The organism is Chryseobacterium sp. KBW03 (assembly GCF_003852415.1).
Taxonomy (GTDB): Bacteria; Bacteroidota; Bacteroidia; order Flavobacteriales; family Weeksellaceae; genus Chryseobacterium; species Chryseobacterium viscerum.
In genome coordinates this window covers 674,958-691,306 of sequence record NZ_QAJO01000005.1, presented here as the reverse complement: position 1 = coordinate 691,306, position 16,349 = coordinate 674,958, and the positions used below count along the sequence as shown (strand labels likewise).

11 protein-coding genes are annotated in these 16,349 nt (G+C 36.4%); 5 read left to right on the top strand and 6 right to left on the bottom strand.

Annotated features, from left to right (window positions below; all coding sequences use genetic code 11):
• The first annotated feature begins 59 nt into the window (after positions 1-59).
• The gene (locus tag DBR39_RS14640) at positions 60-1,451 is read left to right on the top strand and encodes a toxin-antitoxin system YwqK family antitoxin (protein ID WP_124534294.1); all 1,392 of its coding nucleotides are present in this window, start codon (positions 60-62) and stop codon (positions 1,449-1,451) included.
• A gap of 30 nt (positions 1,452-1,481) precedes the next feature.
• Positions 1,482-2,093 carry an alpha-ketoglutarate-dependent dioxygenase AlkB family protein gene (locus DBR39_RS14635; RefSeq protein ID WP_124534292.1) on the top strand — a complete coding sequence of 204 codons (612 nt, stop codon included), beginning with the start codon at positions 1,482-1,484 and terminating at the stop codon, positions 2,091-2,093.
• Between the two features lie 132 nt (positions 2,094-2,225).
• On the opposite strand, the gene DBR39_RS14630 is transcribed toward DBR39_RS14635, so the two are convergent.
• The 4 genes from DBR39_RS14630 to DBR39_RS14615 form a co-directional block, all read right to left on the bottom strand.
• Positions 2,226-4,085, bottom strand: a complete 1,860-nt coding sequence (locus DBR39_RS14630) for a CocE/NonD family hydrolase (RefSeq protein WP_124534290.1) — start codon at positions 4,083-4,085, stop codon at positions 2,226-2,228.
• Between the two features lie 242 nt (positions 4,086-4,327).
• Entirely contained in the window at positions 4,328-7,093 is a 2,766-nt protein-coding gene (locus DBR39_RS14625; RefSeq protein ID WP_124534288.1) for a TonB-dependent receptor, read from the bottom strand.
• 96 nt (positions 7,094-7,189) lie between these two features.
• Positions 7,190-7,609 carry an SH3 domain-containing protein gene (locus tag DBR39_RS14620; protein ID WP_103231700.1) on the bottom strand — a complete coding sequence of 140 codons (420 nt, stop codon included), beginning with the start codon at positions 7,607-7,609 and terminating at the stop codon, positions 7,190-7,192.
• Positions 7,610-7,616: 7 nt separating this feature from the next.
• Complete coding sequence (locus DBR39_RS14615; RefSeq protein WP_124534286.1) at positions 7,617-8,105, bottom strand: BON domain-containing protein; 489 nt, start codon at positions 8,103-8,105, stop codon at positions 7,617-7,619.
• Positions 8,106-8,325: 220 nt separating this feature from the next.
• Here DBR39_RS14615 and DBR39_RS14610 point away from each other — a divergent pair, with 220 nt between their 5' ends.
• Both DBR39_RS14610 and DBR39_RS14605 read left to right on the top strand, forming a co-directional pair.
• On the top strand, positions 8,326-9,576 hold the full coding sequence (locus DBR39_RS14610) for a dicarboxylate/amino acid:cation symporter (RefSeq protein WP_124534284.1): 1,251 nt from the start codon (positions 8,326-8,328) through the stop codon (positions 9,574-9,576).
• A gap of 6 nt (positions 9,577-9,582) precedes the next feature.
• Positions 9,583-10,305 (top strand): phytanoyl-CoA dioxygenase family protein, encoded by a 723-nt coding sequence (locus DBR39_RS14605; protein WP_124534282.1) that lies wholly within the window; start codon positions 9,583-9,585, stop codon positions 10,303-10,305.
• Between the two features lie 196 nt (positions 10,306-10,501).
• Here DBR39_RS14605 and DBR39_RS14600 read toward each other — a convergent pair whose 3' ends face one another.
• A complete protein-coding gene (locus DBR39_RS14600) occupies positions 10,502-13,303 on the bottom strand; it encodes a GH92 family glycosyl hydrolase (protein WP_124534280.1) in 2,802 nt (933 codons plus the stop codon).
• 94 nt (positions 13,304-13,397) lie between these two features.
• Between DBR39_RS14600 and DBR39_RS14595 the strand changes: the two genes are divergently transcribed.
• Positions 13,398-15,740 carry an outer membrane beta-barrel family protein gene (locus DBR39_RS14595; RefSeq protein WP_124534278.1) on the top strand — a complete coding sequence of 781 codons (2,343 nt, stop codon included), beginning with the start codon at positions 13,398-13,400 and terminating at the stop codon, positions 15,738-15,740.
• Positions 15,741-15,883: 143 nt separating this feature from the next.
• On the opposite strand, the gene DBR39_RS14590 is transcribed toward DBR39_RS14595, so the two are convergent.
• Positions 15,884-16,339: a hypothetical protein gene (locus DBR39_RS14590; protein ID WP_124534276.1), complete on the bottom strand. Its 456-nt coding sequence runs from the start codon at positions 16,337-16,339 to the stop codon at positions 15,884-15,886.
• Positions 16,340-16,349 lie beyond the last annotated feature (10 nt).

The window sequence follows — 16,349 nt, the reverse complement described above, 5'->3', positions numbered from 1 at the left end:
TTTATCTTATCTTTGATTGAAGGGATTGTATCTAAAGAAATGCCTTTTTAATAAGATCTATGAATTTTAAAATAACAGATGGCAAGGGCTTAATTACTCTTGAATACGATTTTAATCAGTATAGCGAATGTCTGACAATAGGAAAAGAACCAGCTCTTTTCTTATGGGATGACTGTGATGACCCGGGAGATGAAAATATGGTGCTGTTTTCCATAACTCAGGAAAATCAGAACTGTATTAATAATGCCCTTAAGGAAGTTGATTTTAATATAGATTATACAGATAAAGTAGAAGATTTGTTTCAATCTTTACAGTCCCTATTGGGTTTAATGCAAAATGGAAATTATAGATTAAGCTTTTCGGAAAATAAAGCATGGTATATTTATAGCGAGGCTGCCGTTTTTGGAGAAGAAAGACTGGATAAAAAAGGCGTGGAAGAAGAGATCAGGAAGTATGATGAGAAATTATCACAAAACCTCATCTATAGTTATGAATCTTATGATGCTTACAGAGATACATGTTGTTTTAATATATATGAATATCCTTTCATTGCTTGGAAATCCGAGAAAGAAATTGATAAGGAACTTGTAAAATATTATAAAGATCTTATTTTATCAGGAGTAAGGCCATTTGCTGTTATTCTGAAGGGAAAATATGGGAAAGATGATTATTTCCACGAATATATTTTGGACGGCCACCATAAGCTTTGTGCTTATAAAAATTTAAAAATAGAACCCTTCTTTGCCATTATTGAGTTTTTTCCGGAAGAAGAGTCAGAAATAAAAATGGATATGGAGCGTATCTCTCAAATGTTATACCCATGGCAGTTCAATCATTATTATGATACATGGAATGCATATAGCAAACAGAATTATTTACAAAAGAACCCGGATAGTTTACTAAAAAAACATTTCAAAAACGGTTTTATTACCTTGCTTTATCCTGATGACAGAAAAAGAGCAGAAGCTTTCTATATTAATGATGTAATTGATGGTGAATATAAATATTGGTATAATAACGGTGATTTGTGCGTTTTGGGAAATTATGCACTGGGTAAAAGAATAAACAAGTGGATGTATTACTTTTCAATAAGTGAAATAGAAGGAAATAATTCTGCTTCTCTGGCAAAAGAGGCGTATATGAAAGATGAATATATTTATAAAGACGGATATCCATTGGTTCATAAACGCTGGGATAAAGAAGGTAAGATTAGCTTCATAGAATATCACAAAGACGGAAGGGCTAAATTTTCTTTAACTGAGGAGGAGATTCTGAAATATTCTTCTGAAAGGTATGAAAACATGATAAAAGAAAAGAAAGAGGGGGCTAAAAAAAAACAAGATGCCGAACTTGCTAAAATAAGGAAGGATGAAAGGGTATATATGGGATTGAAGCTATTGTTGCTTGTTGTAATCATCGTATTTGTCATTACCTATTTCAGTACACTTTAAACCAATTAAAATAAATAAATTGCACTGATTATGCTAAGCCTCTTCGAAGAAATATCAGACCATCCCTTAAACATACTTCCACATGATGGAACCGTTCATTATTACGGAAAGGTTTTTTCAAAAGAAAAATCTGACCATTTTTATAATTACCTGCTCAATCAGATTCCTTGGGAAAATGATGAGGCATTAATCTTTGGAAAATTGATTTTAACCAAGAGAAAAGTAGCCTGGTTTGGAGATAAACCTTTCGAGTATACCTATTCAAAAAGAACAAAGTATGCCAAATTATGGACTCCGGAATTATTAGAATTGAAGAAGAAGTGTGAGGAAGCTTCCGGAGAAACCTATAATTCCTGTCTGCTCAATTTATATCATGACGGAAGTGAAGGTATGGCTTATCACAGCGATGGTGAGACAGATTTAAAAAAGCATGGTGCGATTGCTTCTCTTACTTTTGGTGCAGAAAGGAAATTTTTATTCAAGCATAAAATAACCAAAGAAAAGGTAGAAATATTCCTGGAAAACGGAAGTTTATTAATGATGAAAGGAACCACTCAGGACAATTGGCTTCACAGACTTCCACCCACTACAAAAGTGAAAACTCCCAGAGTAAATCTGACCTTTAGAACGATTGAAGATTAAGTGTATTGTTTCTGGATTAATATAGCCCACTTGAATAAAACAACAAATTCATCTGGCTTTAGTCAAAACCTAAAAATAAACTTCAAGTTCTCAAAAACAAAAAAAGCTGTTCAAACGAACAGCTTTTTCAATTTATTTTAAAACTTCAGCTTCAATAGAGCTGTCATCATATACTTTGATAAACGCTTTGGTGTAATCCTCTTTCGTTGCAAAATTTGGATTATCCATGAATTTCTGCGGATTGATGGCGAAAAGCGGGAACCACGTACTGCTGATCTGAATCTGGATTTTATGTCCCTTTTTGAATGTATGAACCACATCCTGAAGTCTGAAATTAACAGCCGTTTTCTGGTTAGGAACCAGAGCTTCTCCCTTTTCTCTCGTATTTCTGAATCTTGCAGGCATGATCTCACTTCTTACCATCTGGTGGTAGTTTCCGTAGATTACACCATCTTTCTTTTCTGCAGGTTTGAAGTCTTCAGGATATACATCAATTAATTTTACTGCAAAATCGGCATCTGTAGAAGTGGATGAAATATTCAGTTTGGCCATGATCTCTCCGGCAAAAGTAATATCATCAGTGAGTACATCTGTAGTGAAGGTTAATACATCAGGTCTTCCTACTGCAAATCTCTGGTCTTCTGACATATAATTTCTTGGAGTGAATCCATTGAAATCCTTTAAATGATCTGAACTTAAAACAGGATTGTTAGGATCACTGTAATATTCAGAATATCCTTGGCCTGATGATTTTTTTAAGGTTTTATCTGCTAAATAGAAATTCACTTTCTGAGCATTTTTAGGCGGATAAGAAGCAAATTCTTTCCATTCTTTAGCTCCTGTATCATACATCAGTGCTTCAGGAAGTCCGGCATCTTCTTTTGTGTTACCTTTCAGGTAGTGGTTGAAGAATTTTGTTTCAACATTTTTCTGGTAATACGTTGCGATGCTGTCACCAAAATAAGTTTCACTATGGAAATGTTTTCCTTGCTCCTGTGACCATCCACCGTGAGAGAAAGGTCCCATTACAATGGTATTTTTTGCTTTAGGACTTGTTTTTTCAATGGTCTTATAAATATTTAAAGGACCGGAAAGATCTTCAGCGTCAAACCATCCACCTACAGTCATTACAGCATGATTGATATTCTTCAAATGAGGCAGAAGGTTTCTTTTTTGCCAGAATTCATCGTAGTTGGTATGATTCATAATTTCTGTCATGAAGAAATTATTCTTATAATATTTTTCATAAGCATCTTTCAGTGTTCCAAGATCTCTGTAAAACTTTAAGCCATCTTCAGAAGTCTGTTTGATGAAAGAATCCATATACCAGGCTTTGTCTTCCGGTTTTGTTTTCTGAACTCCAAACACAGGAAAGGTTCTGAAATATCCAAGCATAAATCTCCCGTTGTGAAGGAAATCATCATTCCAGAAATCAGAAATTGGAGCCTGAGGAGAGGAAGCAACCAGCGCAGGGTGCTGTGCAAGTGTGCCTACAGCCGTGTAGAATCCAGGGTAAGACGTTCCAAACTGACCCACTTTAGCATTGTTGTCTTTGATGTTTTTCAAAAGCCACTCTATGGTATCATAAGTGTCTGTACTTTCGTCAACATCTTTTTTGGTTTTACGCTCTACCTGAGGAGTCATATTGGTAAATGTACCTTCACTCATATATCTTCCACGTACATCCTGGTATACGAAAATATACTTGTCTTTCATAAGATAGGTGTTGGGCCCCACCTTTGTTTTATATTCATTTTCTCCGTAGGGTGCAACGCTGTAGCAGGTTCTCTGCATCAGAAACGGATATTTGTTCTTGTTTGATATATCTTTCGGGATATACACAGCTGTGAAAAGCTTCACTCCATCACGCATCGGAATATAAAATTCTTTCTTGGTGAAATTGTCTTTAACGAAAGTATCTTTCTGCTCCGTCTTCTGAGCTTTTCCAAGAATGAAAAAAAGAATACATAATATTGAAATATGGATTTTCATAAAAAAAATTTACTGCTAATTTAAAAATAAAAAACTTTTCTGAATGAATCTTCTTTTAAAAAGGGGGGTATTATGAACTTTTACTAAAATGAGGTACTCTATTGTGGTAAACTACCTATAAAATTTGTCAAATTTCCCTCTTTCCAAAAGAGGAGATTTTCAAAAGGATATGTATATCTATAAAAATAGCCGGAAAAGTCCGGCTATTATCAGAAAAAAAATATAAGTAAAAGTTGATTCTTTTACATTTTTTTACCAGCAAACTTATTCAGTTTCATACTGATGGAGAACATGATGTATCGTTTCAGGATAAGATCTTCACGGTCTTCGAAATAAGAATCTGTGATGGTTCTTTTTACACTTTGATTTTGATTTAATACATCATAGATCTTCACTTTCGCTGTAAACTGTTTTTTATAGAATGAGTAGCCCAGACTGGTGTTCCAGAAGTAAAAATCCTTTTTAAAGCCCGGAGCAATATTAGAATTGGTATTATATTCAAAATCATTCCCAAATACAAATCTACCCTGCAGCATATAATTGGTCAGTTCCAGTTTCAATGCCTGATTGGCGGTATTAACACTCTTCACATTGTAATTGGTATAATTTGAAAAGCTGTATCCAAGTCTGTAGGAAGGTTTAATGGTCATTTTATCCTTGATTTCATAGGTAAGATTAAGCCCGGGATTGAGGTTGTAAGAATTACTGGTAAAAGATTGTCCGTCAATAAAACCATTATTATAAGCATAATTCATACTGAATCTCGGGTTGATGGTCAGTTTGTTATTTTTCCATTTCAGAGTCTTACTGAACCCTCCGCCGGCGTTGATGCTTTTATTTCCACTTACATTATCATAGGTAACAATTTGTTTTCCGGCATTATCATATTTGGTAAAATTGATAATGTCATTATTTCTGTAGGTAAAACCAATATTAAAATAGTAGCTCAGATCTTTTACTTTGTTATAATTGTTGAAATACAAATAAAGGTTGTTAGTCCATGTATTTTTCAAATCAGGATTTCCCTGAAAGGTAGCCAGAGGATTAGATTCATCTTTATATGGAGTCAGCTGCTCTGCAGTAGGAATTGTAAAGTTGGAATAGTTGTAAACACTTAAAACTTTCCCTTCTCCCAGTGTGTAATAAAGGTTTAGATTATATTCAGGCAATACAAAACTTTTCTGAAGATCATATTGCTGTCCGTTATAGATGGAGTTTACTTTCATATCCGAAATATCAAGATTCGCAGTAGCCCAGAAATTTAATTTATTTTTGCTAATCTGATAAGTGATTTCAGGAGAAATTTGATTGATTCTCTGCTTCATATTGTTGGATAAAAGCTGGTTGTATTTGGTATAATCTCCTGTAGCATTATCAAAATCGTTCACATTCCTGAGATCTCTGGCTGATCTTGTTTCGTATTTTACTTCAAAGCTTACGCTAGATGAATCGGAAACAGGTTCTGTATATCCTGCCCTGAAGTTAAAAGTACTGTTCTGGTTTTTATTTCTGGCTAATTGATCTCTGTTGTCAACAGTCGTTGCATTTTCCTGATAGAATGTATTCTGCGATTGGTTGAGATTATCCCTTGTAGACTCAGCAATTGAACTGTTCATATTGGCTGAAAGTACTCGTCCTTTTTTCTTGAATTTTCTTGAAAAATAGATGTAAGGATTAAATGAGTTGTTTTCTGAATCATTGCGAGAATAGGAATTACTTTCATTCAAAAGACTACCATTCTTCAAACTAGATGATTGTGAATTATTAAAACTGAAACTGCTGTTTTTGCTAAATCTTGGTGAAATGTAAATACTTGTCAGAGAATCCAGTTTGATTTTGGCTGAAGCATCGAAACTGTATTGTTTGGATTCATTTTCGCCGTTGCTTTCAGAGTTGGTCTGAAGAGTATAGCTAGGCAGGAGTGTAGATCTTGAAACTTTGGATCTTGTTTCCGTATTAGAATCCGAATGCATCAGGCTGAAAGAGTCCAGATCAGCATCTTTTCCCAGTTTGTCACTGTAGTTTAACCCAATTGTTGTAGATCTTTGAATTCCTTTTGTACCGCCTCCCTGATTGTAATAGGTGACATTACCAGTCGTAGAGACAGACCCTCCCTGCATCATCCAGGCATTCCGGCCGTTCCCCATACTGTCGAAAACCTCATCTCTGGAAAACCCCTGAGAATTGATATTATTGGAAGAGGCAAGGATACTTACTTTCGTGTCGCCTTTAAAATAGCTGGCGAGTCCGCTTCCTTCATATCTCTTATCTGATCCATAGCCGACTGTAAGCCTTGTCAGCAACCCTTTATTTTTCTTTTCGTCAATATTAAAGTTGATGGTGGTGTTCTGGGATTTGGCAGTTTTTCCACTAAGCTCTTCTTCCTTTGTTTTGGTTGTTGTAAACTGAATATTCTTAATGATATCCGCAGGTAAGTTCTGAAGGGCAATTTTACCATCTTTATCAAAGAAAGGTTTTCCGTTGATCATGATCTGATCTACCTCTTTTCCATTAACTGTAATCTTCCCATCATTGTTGATTTCTACACCGGGAATTTGCTTCAGAAGTTCCTCAATTTTACTGTCAGGGCGAACTTTTATAGCGGCTGCACTGAATTCAATGGTGTCTTTTTTAATCTTTACAGGAGATACGGTGATCTTCACCTCATCAATAGCATTAACGATACCCTGTTTTTCAAGCTGAATATCTCCCAGGGATAATGACTGATCTATTTTTTGGAATTTTTTAGAATAGGAGGATAATTTATCAGCATCAATTTTCAGAATAGAAGGTTCTTTTATATCATCCAGTTTCAGTGAGAATTTACCTTCTTTATTGGTGGCTGTGTAGTTGACAATGGATGAATCTTTTTCTTTCAAAAGATAGACGGTGGCATTTTCTATCGCTTTCTTTTCAGAATCTAAGATTTTTCCGTCGAGGTGTAATTTTTGTGCATGCAAGATAAAGGCAGTGAATATCAAAGCCAATAACAATAGAGTTTTCTTCATTAGTTTTTTTTTCAGAGCCGTAAAAATATAAAAACATCCCAAAGTTGGGATGTCTCTATGCTTTTTTTGTGAAAATTTATTATTTTTTAATAAAAATTATGCTCTTAAATATCTTGAATAAGCATATCCTTCCTGACCGTCAGCCGTTTTTACTTTCCACCAGTCATCAGAAGTTTGCTCAATCAGTGTTACAGAAGCACCTTTAGCAGCCTTACCTACAACGGCAGCTTCAGTAGAAGGTTCCTGTCTGATATTCAGGTTAGAATCTTCAGTAGCAACCGTTAAAGAAGCTCCTGAAGTAAGACCTGCAACCTGCACATCAATATTAATATCTGAAGCAGAATAAGTAGAATCAATAGCTCCTAAAGCATTCCATACAGCATCTTTAGCCGCAGTATTGGAAGCATTTCCGGAAACATAAAGAATTCCGTCCTGCTCCTGAACCTGAAGGTTTGAGATTCCTGCAGACTGTGCCGCTGAAACGACACTTGAATATTTATCTTGTAATTCGCCCATTTCTAAATTATTTTACGATTAGGTTGTTGTTATACTTTCCGATCTTCAAAGCATCTACAGATTCTTTGATTTTTCTAGCCTGTAGGCCGGAAACGTTTCCTGTAAGAGTAAGCTGCCCGTTTACAACCTCTACTTTTACAGAAGGGAAATCCTTCACCGCATCCTGAACTTTTTTCTGAACAGCAGGATTTACAGCAGAAGAAGTTTCAACAGGTGCTACAGGGGTAGCAGCTGCAACAGTAGACATATCCATTACATCTTTTACACCGTTGATCGCTTTTAATTTTGCAATCATTGCATCTTTAGATTGTTGATCTGCGAAAGTTCCGCTTAAGTGAGCTACACCTTCTTTTACTTCAACAGAAGCGTTGGGATTGGTAGTTACTACCGTTGTAGCCTGAGTCTGAAGATCGGCATCAGAAACTTTCTTTTTACAAGAAATAGCACCGAAAGATACAGCTACAGCTAATGCAGCCATTGCAATAGTTTTTTTCATATTGTATATTTATTAATGTTGTTACACAATCAAATGTAATAATAAAATTTGTACCAAAAGAATAAAAATTCAATAAATGTTTCTTAATTTTTTTACAATATTTTCTAAATCAAGGTTTTAATTTTTAGGGATCAAAAACTTAATGTAAAATTCATCCCATTTGAAGAAAATCTTCTGCCAATTGAAAAACCATTATATTTGCGCAAATTGAACTATATATATGAAAGGACAGAATAAACTTTTTATAGCAATTATCATTGCCCTTCTTGTGGGAGTAGGAATTGGAGGTATTGTACATGTGAAATATCCTGAAAATGCAGAACCTTTTTCCAAAAACATAAAACTGTTGGGAACGGTTTTTATCAGATTGGTACAGATGATTATTGCTCCTTTGGTTTTTACGACTTTGGTGGTGGGTATTGCCAAAATGAGTGATATTAAAATGATCGGAAGAGTAGGAACAAAAGCCATGCTTTGGTTTATTTCAGCTTCTCTGGTTTCCCTTTTCATAGGGTTGATCCTCGTTAACTGGCTGGAACCGGGACATGTTACAAAATTGCCGATTCAGGACGTATCCTCTGCTGAGGAACTTCTTAAAAGCAGCAAAAGCTTTTCTATGGAAGACTTTGTAAAGCATATGATTCCTAAAAGTTTATTTGAAGCCTTTGCAACCAATGAGGTATTGCAGATCGTGATATTTGCTGTGATGTTTGGAGTGGCACTGGCGAATTTAGGTGAAGAGTATTCTAAGCCTGTGGTGAAGCTTTTCGATATCATCGCTCATGCTATCCTTAAAATGGTAGGGTATATCATGTGGTTTGCTCCGTTGGGAGTATTGGGAGCTATTGCAGCAGTAGTGGCTACCAATGGTTTTGAAATCTTCAAAGTATATGCTATTTATCTGAGAGACTTCTTCTTTGCTATAGCAGTTCTTTGGCTGGTTCTTTTACTGGTAGGATACTTTATCTTAGGAAACCGTCTTTTTGACCTGTTAAGAAGGATTAAAGAGCCATTATTGATCGCTTTCTCTACAACGAGTTCAGAAGCCGTATTCCCGAAATTGGTGGAAGAGCTTGAAAAATTTGGGTGTAACAGCAGAGTAGTGTCCTTTATTTTACCCTTAGGATATTCATTCAACCTGGATGGAAGTATGATGTATATGACATTTGCTTCAATCTTTATTGCACAGATCTACGGGATCGAAATGAGCCTTGGACAGCAAATCACCATGCTTTTGGTATTGATGCTTACCTCAAAAGGGATTGCCGGTGTTCCGAGAGCTTCTTTGGTTATTATTGTGGCAACGTGTTCGATGTTCGGTATTCCGCCGGAAGGAATCGCTTTGATTTTACCAATTGACCATTTCTGTGATATGGGTAGAAGTATGACGAACGTATTAGGAAATACATTGGCTACTTCAGCAGTTTCGAAATGGGAAGGACAATTAACTGAGCCATTAGACAAAATTTAAATATCAATGAGTTTAAATAACTTAGAAAACAATAAAAGCCATATTCTTGAATATGGCTTTGCTGTTATCAATGCTATATTTTCAGAGAAAGAGCTTGATGAAATAAACCATGTTCTGCAGCATATAGATACCTCAAAAGAGAATTTCAGAAAGTCTGAAGACCTGTTTGCGATAAGACAGTTTTTAAAAGAAGTTCCCGAAATCAAAGACCTTGTTTTTAATGACAATATTAAAAAAGTGGTTAAAGAAATTTTCGGAGAAAAATATTTTGCGGTAAAAAGCATATATTTTGATAAGCCTGAAACCTCCAACTGGTATGTAGCCTATCATCAGGATCTGACAATTTCCGTCGATAAAAAACTGGATCTGCCCGATTTCGGTCCCTGGACTACCAAGAAGAATCAGTTTGCCGTTCAGCCTCCACTAGATATTTTGGAAAATATATATACCATCAGAATTCATCTGGATGATACGGATGAAAATAACGGAGCTTTGAAAGTGGTTCCAAAATCTCATGCAAAAGGCATTTACAGACCAGAAACGATAGACTGGACTGTAGAAACAGAAGAAATTTGCAACGTAGAAAAGGGTGGAATTATGATTATGAAGCCTTTGACTCTTCACGGTTCAAACCGAACAACCAACGGAAAAAAGAGAAGAGTAATCCACATCGAATTTTCTGATAGGGAACTTCCGGAAGTCCTGCAATGGTCGGAAAGATTGAATTAATAAAAAATCGCCCTTCGAATTTTTGAAGGGCGATTTTTTATGGTTGGATGCCTGATGCTGGAGGAAGGATGTTACTGAAAGACTAAAGATTAATCTATGTTTATTTTATCCAATTTTTAATTCTAACCTTTCTTCAAGGCAGCTTTAAAAAGTAACCCGGCAAATAGAAACCTCCAGCTTCACTCTTCCATCTTCCTTACTTTACAGCAATCTCATCAATGAAAATATAAGCATCTCCTCCGGCACCCTGGTGCCATTCCGGAAGTTTTCCGAAGTAGTAGGCTTTTACTTTGATATATCGGGCTTCGGTAGGAAGAATTTCAGTAGAAAAATCTTTGATCTGTACTTTTTCATCCTTTGGATCAATGTCATTATCGATTGTTTTCAGAAGGATAAAATCTTTGCCGTTCATGGAAGCATAATATTCCACTTTTTTAGGCATAAGAATCCATGCTCTGCTGTCCTGAAGATAAGAAGAAGATAATGAGTTAATCTGCTTAGGAGATTTAAAATCAATGATGGCTTCAAAATTCTGTCCCTGATATCCATGCCATTCACCTTTTCTCCAATTGACATCCCCTCTGATCCCGTCAATAAGAGCCAGCTTTCCGGTAGCGCTATACTGTGGAGTTACTTTTGAAAGGATATTGATATCCCAATAATTAGGTCTTCTGTTAAAATTGGCTGTTGTTACAGAGCTTTTCTCTCCGTTTCTTTCAGCATAAGCCATCACCTGGGTTGTTTTTGTGATAGAAAATGGTCCTTTGTAGGTAGAGAACGTCTTTCTTTTGTTGCTGTCACTATCATCCATGGTCATATAATATATCTTGTCACTCGGGTTCAATGGAGTGATCTCAACTTTGGTAGAAAAATCGAAGATTCTATCAGCTGCGATGACCGGTGAAGCCGTCTGTTCTGTATATTTAAAATCCTTAGCAGGTTTTACATTTTCAAATCCAAGTTTTTTAAGTTCCGCTCTGCCTGTATTTTTAGTAATTGTTCGCGTAGTACCATCTTCAAGATGAATTTTAATTTCGTCAAAATAAGGAGTTGTGGTTTCCCATTCCGGAAGCCCCGGAGTAACTGAATAGATTCCCATTGAGCTTAAAACATACCAGGCGCTCATCTGCCCGCAGTCTTCATTTCCAATCAGTCCGTCAGGAGTATTTTTATAAAAATTATCAAGGATGTATTTTATTTTGGCATCTGTTTTTTCAGGCTTGTCTACAAAATTGTACAGATAAGCAATATGGTGGCTTGGTTCATTTCCCTGAGCATATTGACCCATCAATCCTGTGATGTCTACCTGCTCTCTTCCCGTTGTTGTATCCGGAGCAGTGAAAATGGCATCAATGAACTGTTCAAATTTTTCTTTTCCTCCATGGGCAGCGATAAGCCCCGGAATGTCCTGCTGTACAGAATAAGAATAATGCCATGAGTTTCCTTCCGTATAATTGTTGTTGACTTCTCTGGGATCAAATGGTTCATACCAGTTTCCGTTCTTTCTTGGCTGCATAAAACCCGTTTTGGGGTTATAGAGATTTTTCCAGTTCTGAGAACGTTTCATGAAATACTGATAGTCTTCCTTTTTGCCCAAAATTTTTGCCATCTGGGCAATACACCAGTCGTCATAGGCATATTCTACTGTTTTGGAAACACTTTCATGCTCATCATCGATACTGATATAATTATTCTGTTTATAAGCATTCAACCCAAAAATATCCTGCATCGCTGAGCCTTTGGCTGCCTGAAATGCCTTTTCATAATCAAATCCCTGAATTCCTTTAGCCATAGCATCTGCAATCACAGAAACGGAGTGGTAGCCAATCATGCATTCTGTTTCATTGGAAGCCAGTTCCCATACAGGAAGTTTCCCTCCCTGTTCGTATTGTTTAATAAAGGTATTGATAAAATCAGCAGTTCTTTTTCTATCAATTAAAGTCATCAGCGGGTGAGCGCCTCTGAAGGTATCCCAAAGAGAGAATACCGTATAATAATCAAAGCCATTTGTATTATAAAGCTTATTATCCCTGCCTCGGTATTTTCCGTCAACATCCATATTGATATTGGGTTGTGTAAACACATGATATAAAGCGGTATAAAAAACAGCTAATTTATTTTTATCATCAGACTTCACTTCAATTTTTGAAAGTTCCTTGTCCCAGTCCGCTGCAGCTTGCTTTTTTACGGCTTCAAAATCTTTAGACTGTCCCTCTGCAAGCATATTTTTTCCTGCTCCTTCATAGCCTGTGGGAGAAATGGACACATTTATATTGATTTTTTCTCCTTTTTTAACTTGGGTTGAAAATGCCAGCACAAGCTTTGTCCCGGTAAAAAGATGGGTTTCCTGTTTTCCGTTGACCTCTTTTTTTGAAATTTTCATAGGTTTTGAAAATTCAATTCTGGCGTAGATATACTGGTTGGTAGCCCAGGCTTCACTTCTTCTGAAAACCTCAATGGTTTTGTCATCAATGACCTTTACCTCACCTTCCAGAAGCTTATCTCGGTGGTTGAGGTCTAAAATGATATTCGCATTTCCAGCATTGTTGAATGTATATTCGTGGTAGCCTACTCTTTTGGTAGTCGTAAGACGAACATCAATATTATTTTTATCTAATTTGACAGCATAAAATCCGGCCGCTGCTTTTTCATTTTTATGCGAAAACTTTGAAGAATACTCTTTACTGGTCAGGCTTGGGTTTCCCATCGTAGGCATCAGCATAATATCTCCGTAATCTGAAACTCCTGTGCCGTTGAGGTGAGTATGAGAAAAACCATAGATCACAGAATCCGAATAATGATATCCGCTGCATCCGTCCCAACTTCCGTCAATTCTCGTATCCGGAGAAAGCTGTACCATCCCAAATGGAACGATAGCCCCCGGAAAAGTATGGCCATGACCTCCGGTTCCTATAAACGGATTGACATATTGTGAATAGTTCTGTGCAGAAATGATTTGATTAATAAATAAAGAAAATGCAATAAGCCCTTTTTTCATGTTCTGATTTTATAAAAGCGAAGATATTGAAAAACAGTAGAACAGATGTAATAAAAGAGACAGATAGCTTGTCTTATAGAAAACTATTACATTCATGAAGAAGACCTTACTTTCTGTAATTATGCTGTTGCCGGCAGCTGTATTTGCCCAAACGATAACAGGAAAAATCTCCCAAACTGGAAATGCGGTGCCTTACGTTGAGGTGATCGCAGTAAAAGATCAGAAGAAGCAGACTGCCATTTCAGACGGAAAAGGAAATTATTCACTGAGACTTTCAGAAAACGGAACCTATAATATAAAACTTATACAGGACGGTATAGAAATATCCAATAAAGAATTGACCGTAAACGGAGTCGTGAAACATGATTTTTTTATTGAAAAAAAGAAAGAAAAGCAGATCGAGGGCGTTACGCTTACCGCCAGAAAAAAACTGATTGAGAGAAAAGCGGACAGACTGGTCTTCAATGTTTCCAATTCTGTTGCTTCACAGGGAATGGATGGGGCGGATGCTCTTGCCACAACCCCATTGGTAAAAGTAGATGATAATACGGGAGTTTCCATTGTTGGGAAAAGTGGAGTAGCAGTAATGATCAACGACCGGATTTTGAATTTGTCAGATGCAGAACTCGTTACTTACCTTAAAAGTCTTCGATCTGAAAATATAGAAAAGATTGAAGTCATTACTTCACCTCCTGCCAAGTACGAAGCACAGGGAAACAGTGGTCTGATCAATATTGTTTTAAAGAAAAATCAGAATCTCGGATGGAACGGAAGTTTTACTTCCAGTCTGCAGCAGACGACTTATACAGGAAATTCAAACAGTGCAACAGTTAATTATCAAAATGAAAAATTGCGCACTTCGTTGAAGTTAAGACAAAATAAAAATGAAAAACATTCTTACGAAAACTATTGGATAGAAGGTGCAGACGGTCTTAAAAGTAATGATAACAGAAGGGATTTCGGAGATGGGCTTGGGGCTAACTTAAGTCTAGATTATCAGTTGGGTAAAAAGTCTAATATTGGATTTATTTATGATTTCGGATTCGGGCATTCCAATATGGATATCACGAATACTTCAAACTATTTCCAGAATGGTAATTATACCAATACACTGCTTACGTATGCGGAACACAGAGCTACAAGCAAACAGCACACAGCCAGTGCGTATTATGATCTTAAATTTGGGAAACAAGACAATAAACTGAGCATTACAGGGAATTATTTCTCCAATGTTCCTGAGACAACCATAGATTTTACAACAACCGAAAGCTCTGGAGATCGGTTTGTCGTAAAATCCCCATCGATGGTCGATTATAAAATTTATTCCGGACAGGCAGATCTTACTCTTCCTTACCCGTTTGTAAAGACTGAAACAGGAGTGAAATTCACGAATTTTGATAATAATTCTAACATTTTCTATCAGAATCTAACGAACGGAAACTATGTTACAGATCCTCAGAAAAGCAATGAGTTTGAGTATAACGAGAAAAACTATGCGGCTTATATCAGTTTTGAAAAGTCTTTCAATGAAAAATGGTCGGCAAAAGCGGGACTTCGCTATGAATACTCTGTTGTGAATGGAAATTCTTTAACCTCCGGACAGCAGACCGAAAACTCTTACGGAAAGTTTTTCCCAACCGCTTATGTTTCTTATAAAAGCAATGAAAATCATACTTTCAACCTGAATTATTCCAAAAGGATCAACAGACCGGGATTCCGTGCGATCAATCCGTACCGCTGGTATATCAATATCAATTCTTACTTTACCGGAAACCCTTTCCTGAAGCCCTCTATCAATCATAATTTTGAATTTTCCTATGTCTATAAAGGAAAACTGTCAGCATCAGCGTATTTTCAGAGAACCGTAGACGCATTTGGTCAGTTGGCGAATCTGAAGGGTGAAAATAGGGTGAGTACCTTTGAAAACTACTACAATCAGAACAGCATGGGAGTTTCATTGAACTATTCAGATACTTTTTTCAAAAAATGGGAGGCTAATTATTCGGCCAATTATTCTTATATGAACACTGATGTTTTTGCGACTGATGCTGTTTCAAGAAAAGGAAATAGCTACGATTTCGATTTTCAGAATAATATCTCACTCAACCCGAGCAAAACAGTGCAGCTGATTCTGAATTACTGGTTCCGTCTGCCTTCCAATTCGGGAAATGTATACATGGATTTTGCCGGAAGTTTTACCACAGGTTTGAAATTGAACCTTATGGAAAAAAGTCTTCAGCTGAATGTTTTTGTTTCCGATATTTTCAAGCAGGGAAAAAGTGTGGGTGAAATATATTATACCACAGGAACGCATTCTTATAATAATTATTACGATGCCAGAAGACTTACCGTATCCGCCACTTATACTTTCGGAAATAAAAAAGTAAAAGGAATGGACCGCAATGTAAAGTTTGATGAAAAAAACAGAGCCAACTAATAATTTGGATTTAAACCACAAAAGGATTTTTATAACCCATGTCATTCTGAATGAAACGAAGTGAAATGAAGAATCTCATAAAGAAAATTCTTCCTTCGTCAGAAATCGAAGATTAGACATAGTCAATTACAATGCGGAAGTCGTTACACTTCTCCTTCAAAGAAATCATTAAGATATTCCTCTTGGTCTTTTTCTTCCTGTCCGGAGCCAAGATATTTCTTCCAGGACTGAGATTCATGATATACAATACCCATTTCCCATACACAGTAAGTCGGGAGGTGGGTTTTGTTTCTGTCCCATATTTCAAACTTTCCGGAACCATCATAGTAAACACTTTCCCATAATTCATTTTCATTTCGCCATGTACAGACCAAGAGAAGATAGTTTTCCCCACAACGGTGCATAATGATAAATCCCAGATCATCCATGTCCTGAAAATTTTCCTCAGCATTTTCAATACACAGTTGGGCATTATGAATATCCAGTGAAGAGACTTCTGCAGGATCATTTGCGAGATCATACCACTTGAATTTTGTTTTTCCTACCGTGAAAATTCCTTTTGGTAGTGCAGATTTGGAAGGATAAGATGTAGATTTCATATAGGTTGCT

What these genes read in the sequence shown, in the direction of transcription:
- DBR39_RS14640 (WP_124534294.1), top strand. Translation starts at nt 60, where the DNA reads ATGAATTTTAAAATAACAGATGGCAAGGGCTTAATTACTCTTGAATAC.
- DBR39_RS14635 (WP_124534292.1), top strand. Translation starts at nt 1,482, where the DNA reads ATGCTAAGCCTCTTCGAAGAAATATCAGACCATCCCTTAAACATACTT.
- DBR39_RS14630 (WP_124534290.1), bottom strand. Translation starts at nt 4,085, where the DNA reads ATGAAAATCCATATTTCAATATTATGTATTCTTTTTTTCATTCTTGGA.
- DBR39_RS14625 (WP_124534288.1), bottom strand. Translation starts at nt 7,093, where the DNA reads ATGAAGAAAACTCTATTGTTATTGGCTTTGATATTCACTGCCTTTATC.
- DBR39_RS14620 (WP_103231700.1), bottom strand. Translation starts at nt 7,609, where the DNA reads ATGGGCGAATTACAAGATAAATATTCAAGTGTCGTTTCAGCGGCACAG.
- DBR39_RS14615 (WP_124534286.1), bottom strand. Translation starts at nt 8,105, where the DNA reads ATGAAAAAAACTATTGCAATGGCTGCATTAGCTGTAGCTGTATCTTTC.
- DBR39_RS14610 (WP_124534284.1), top strand. Translation starts at nt 8,326, where the DNA reads ATGAAAGGACAGAATAAACTTTTTATAGCAATTATCATTGCCCTTCTT.
- DBR39_RS14605 (WP_124534282.1), top strand. Translation starts at nt 9,583, where the DNA reads ATGAGTTTAAATAACTTAGAAAACAATAAAAGCCATATTCTTGAATAT.
- DBR39_RS14600 (WP_124534280.1), bottom strand. Translation starts at nt 13,303, where the DNA reads ATGAAAAAAGGGCTTATTGCATTTTCTTTATTTATTAATCAAATCATT.
- DBR39_RS14595 (WP_124534278.1), top strand. Translation starts at nt 13,398, where the DNA reads ATGAAGAAGACCTTACTTTCTGTAATTATGCTGTTGCCGGCAGCTGTA.
- DBR39_RS14590 (WP_124534276.1), bottom strand. Translation starts at nt 16,339, where the DNA reads ATGAAATCTACATCTTATCCTTCCAAATCTGCACTACCAAAAGGAATT.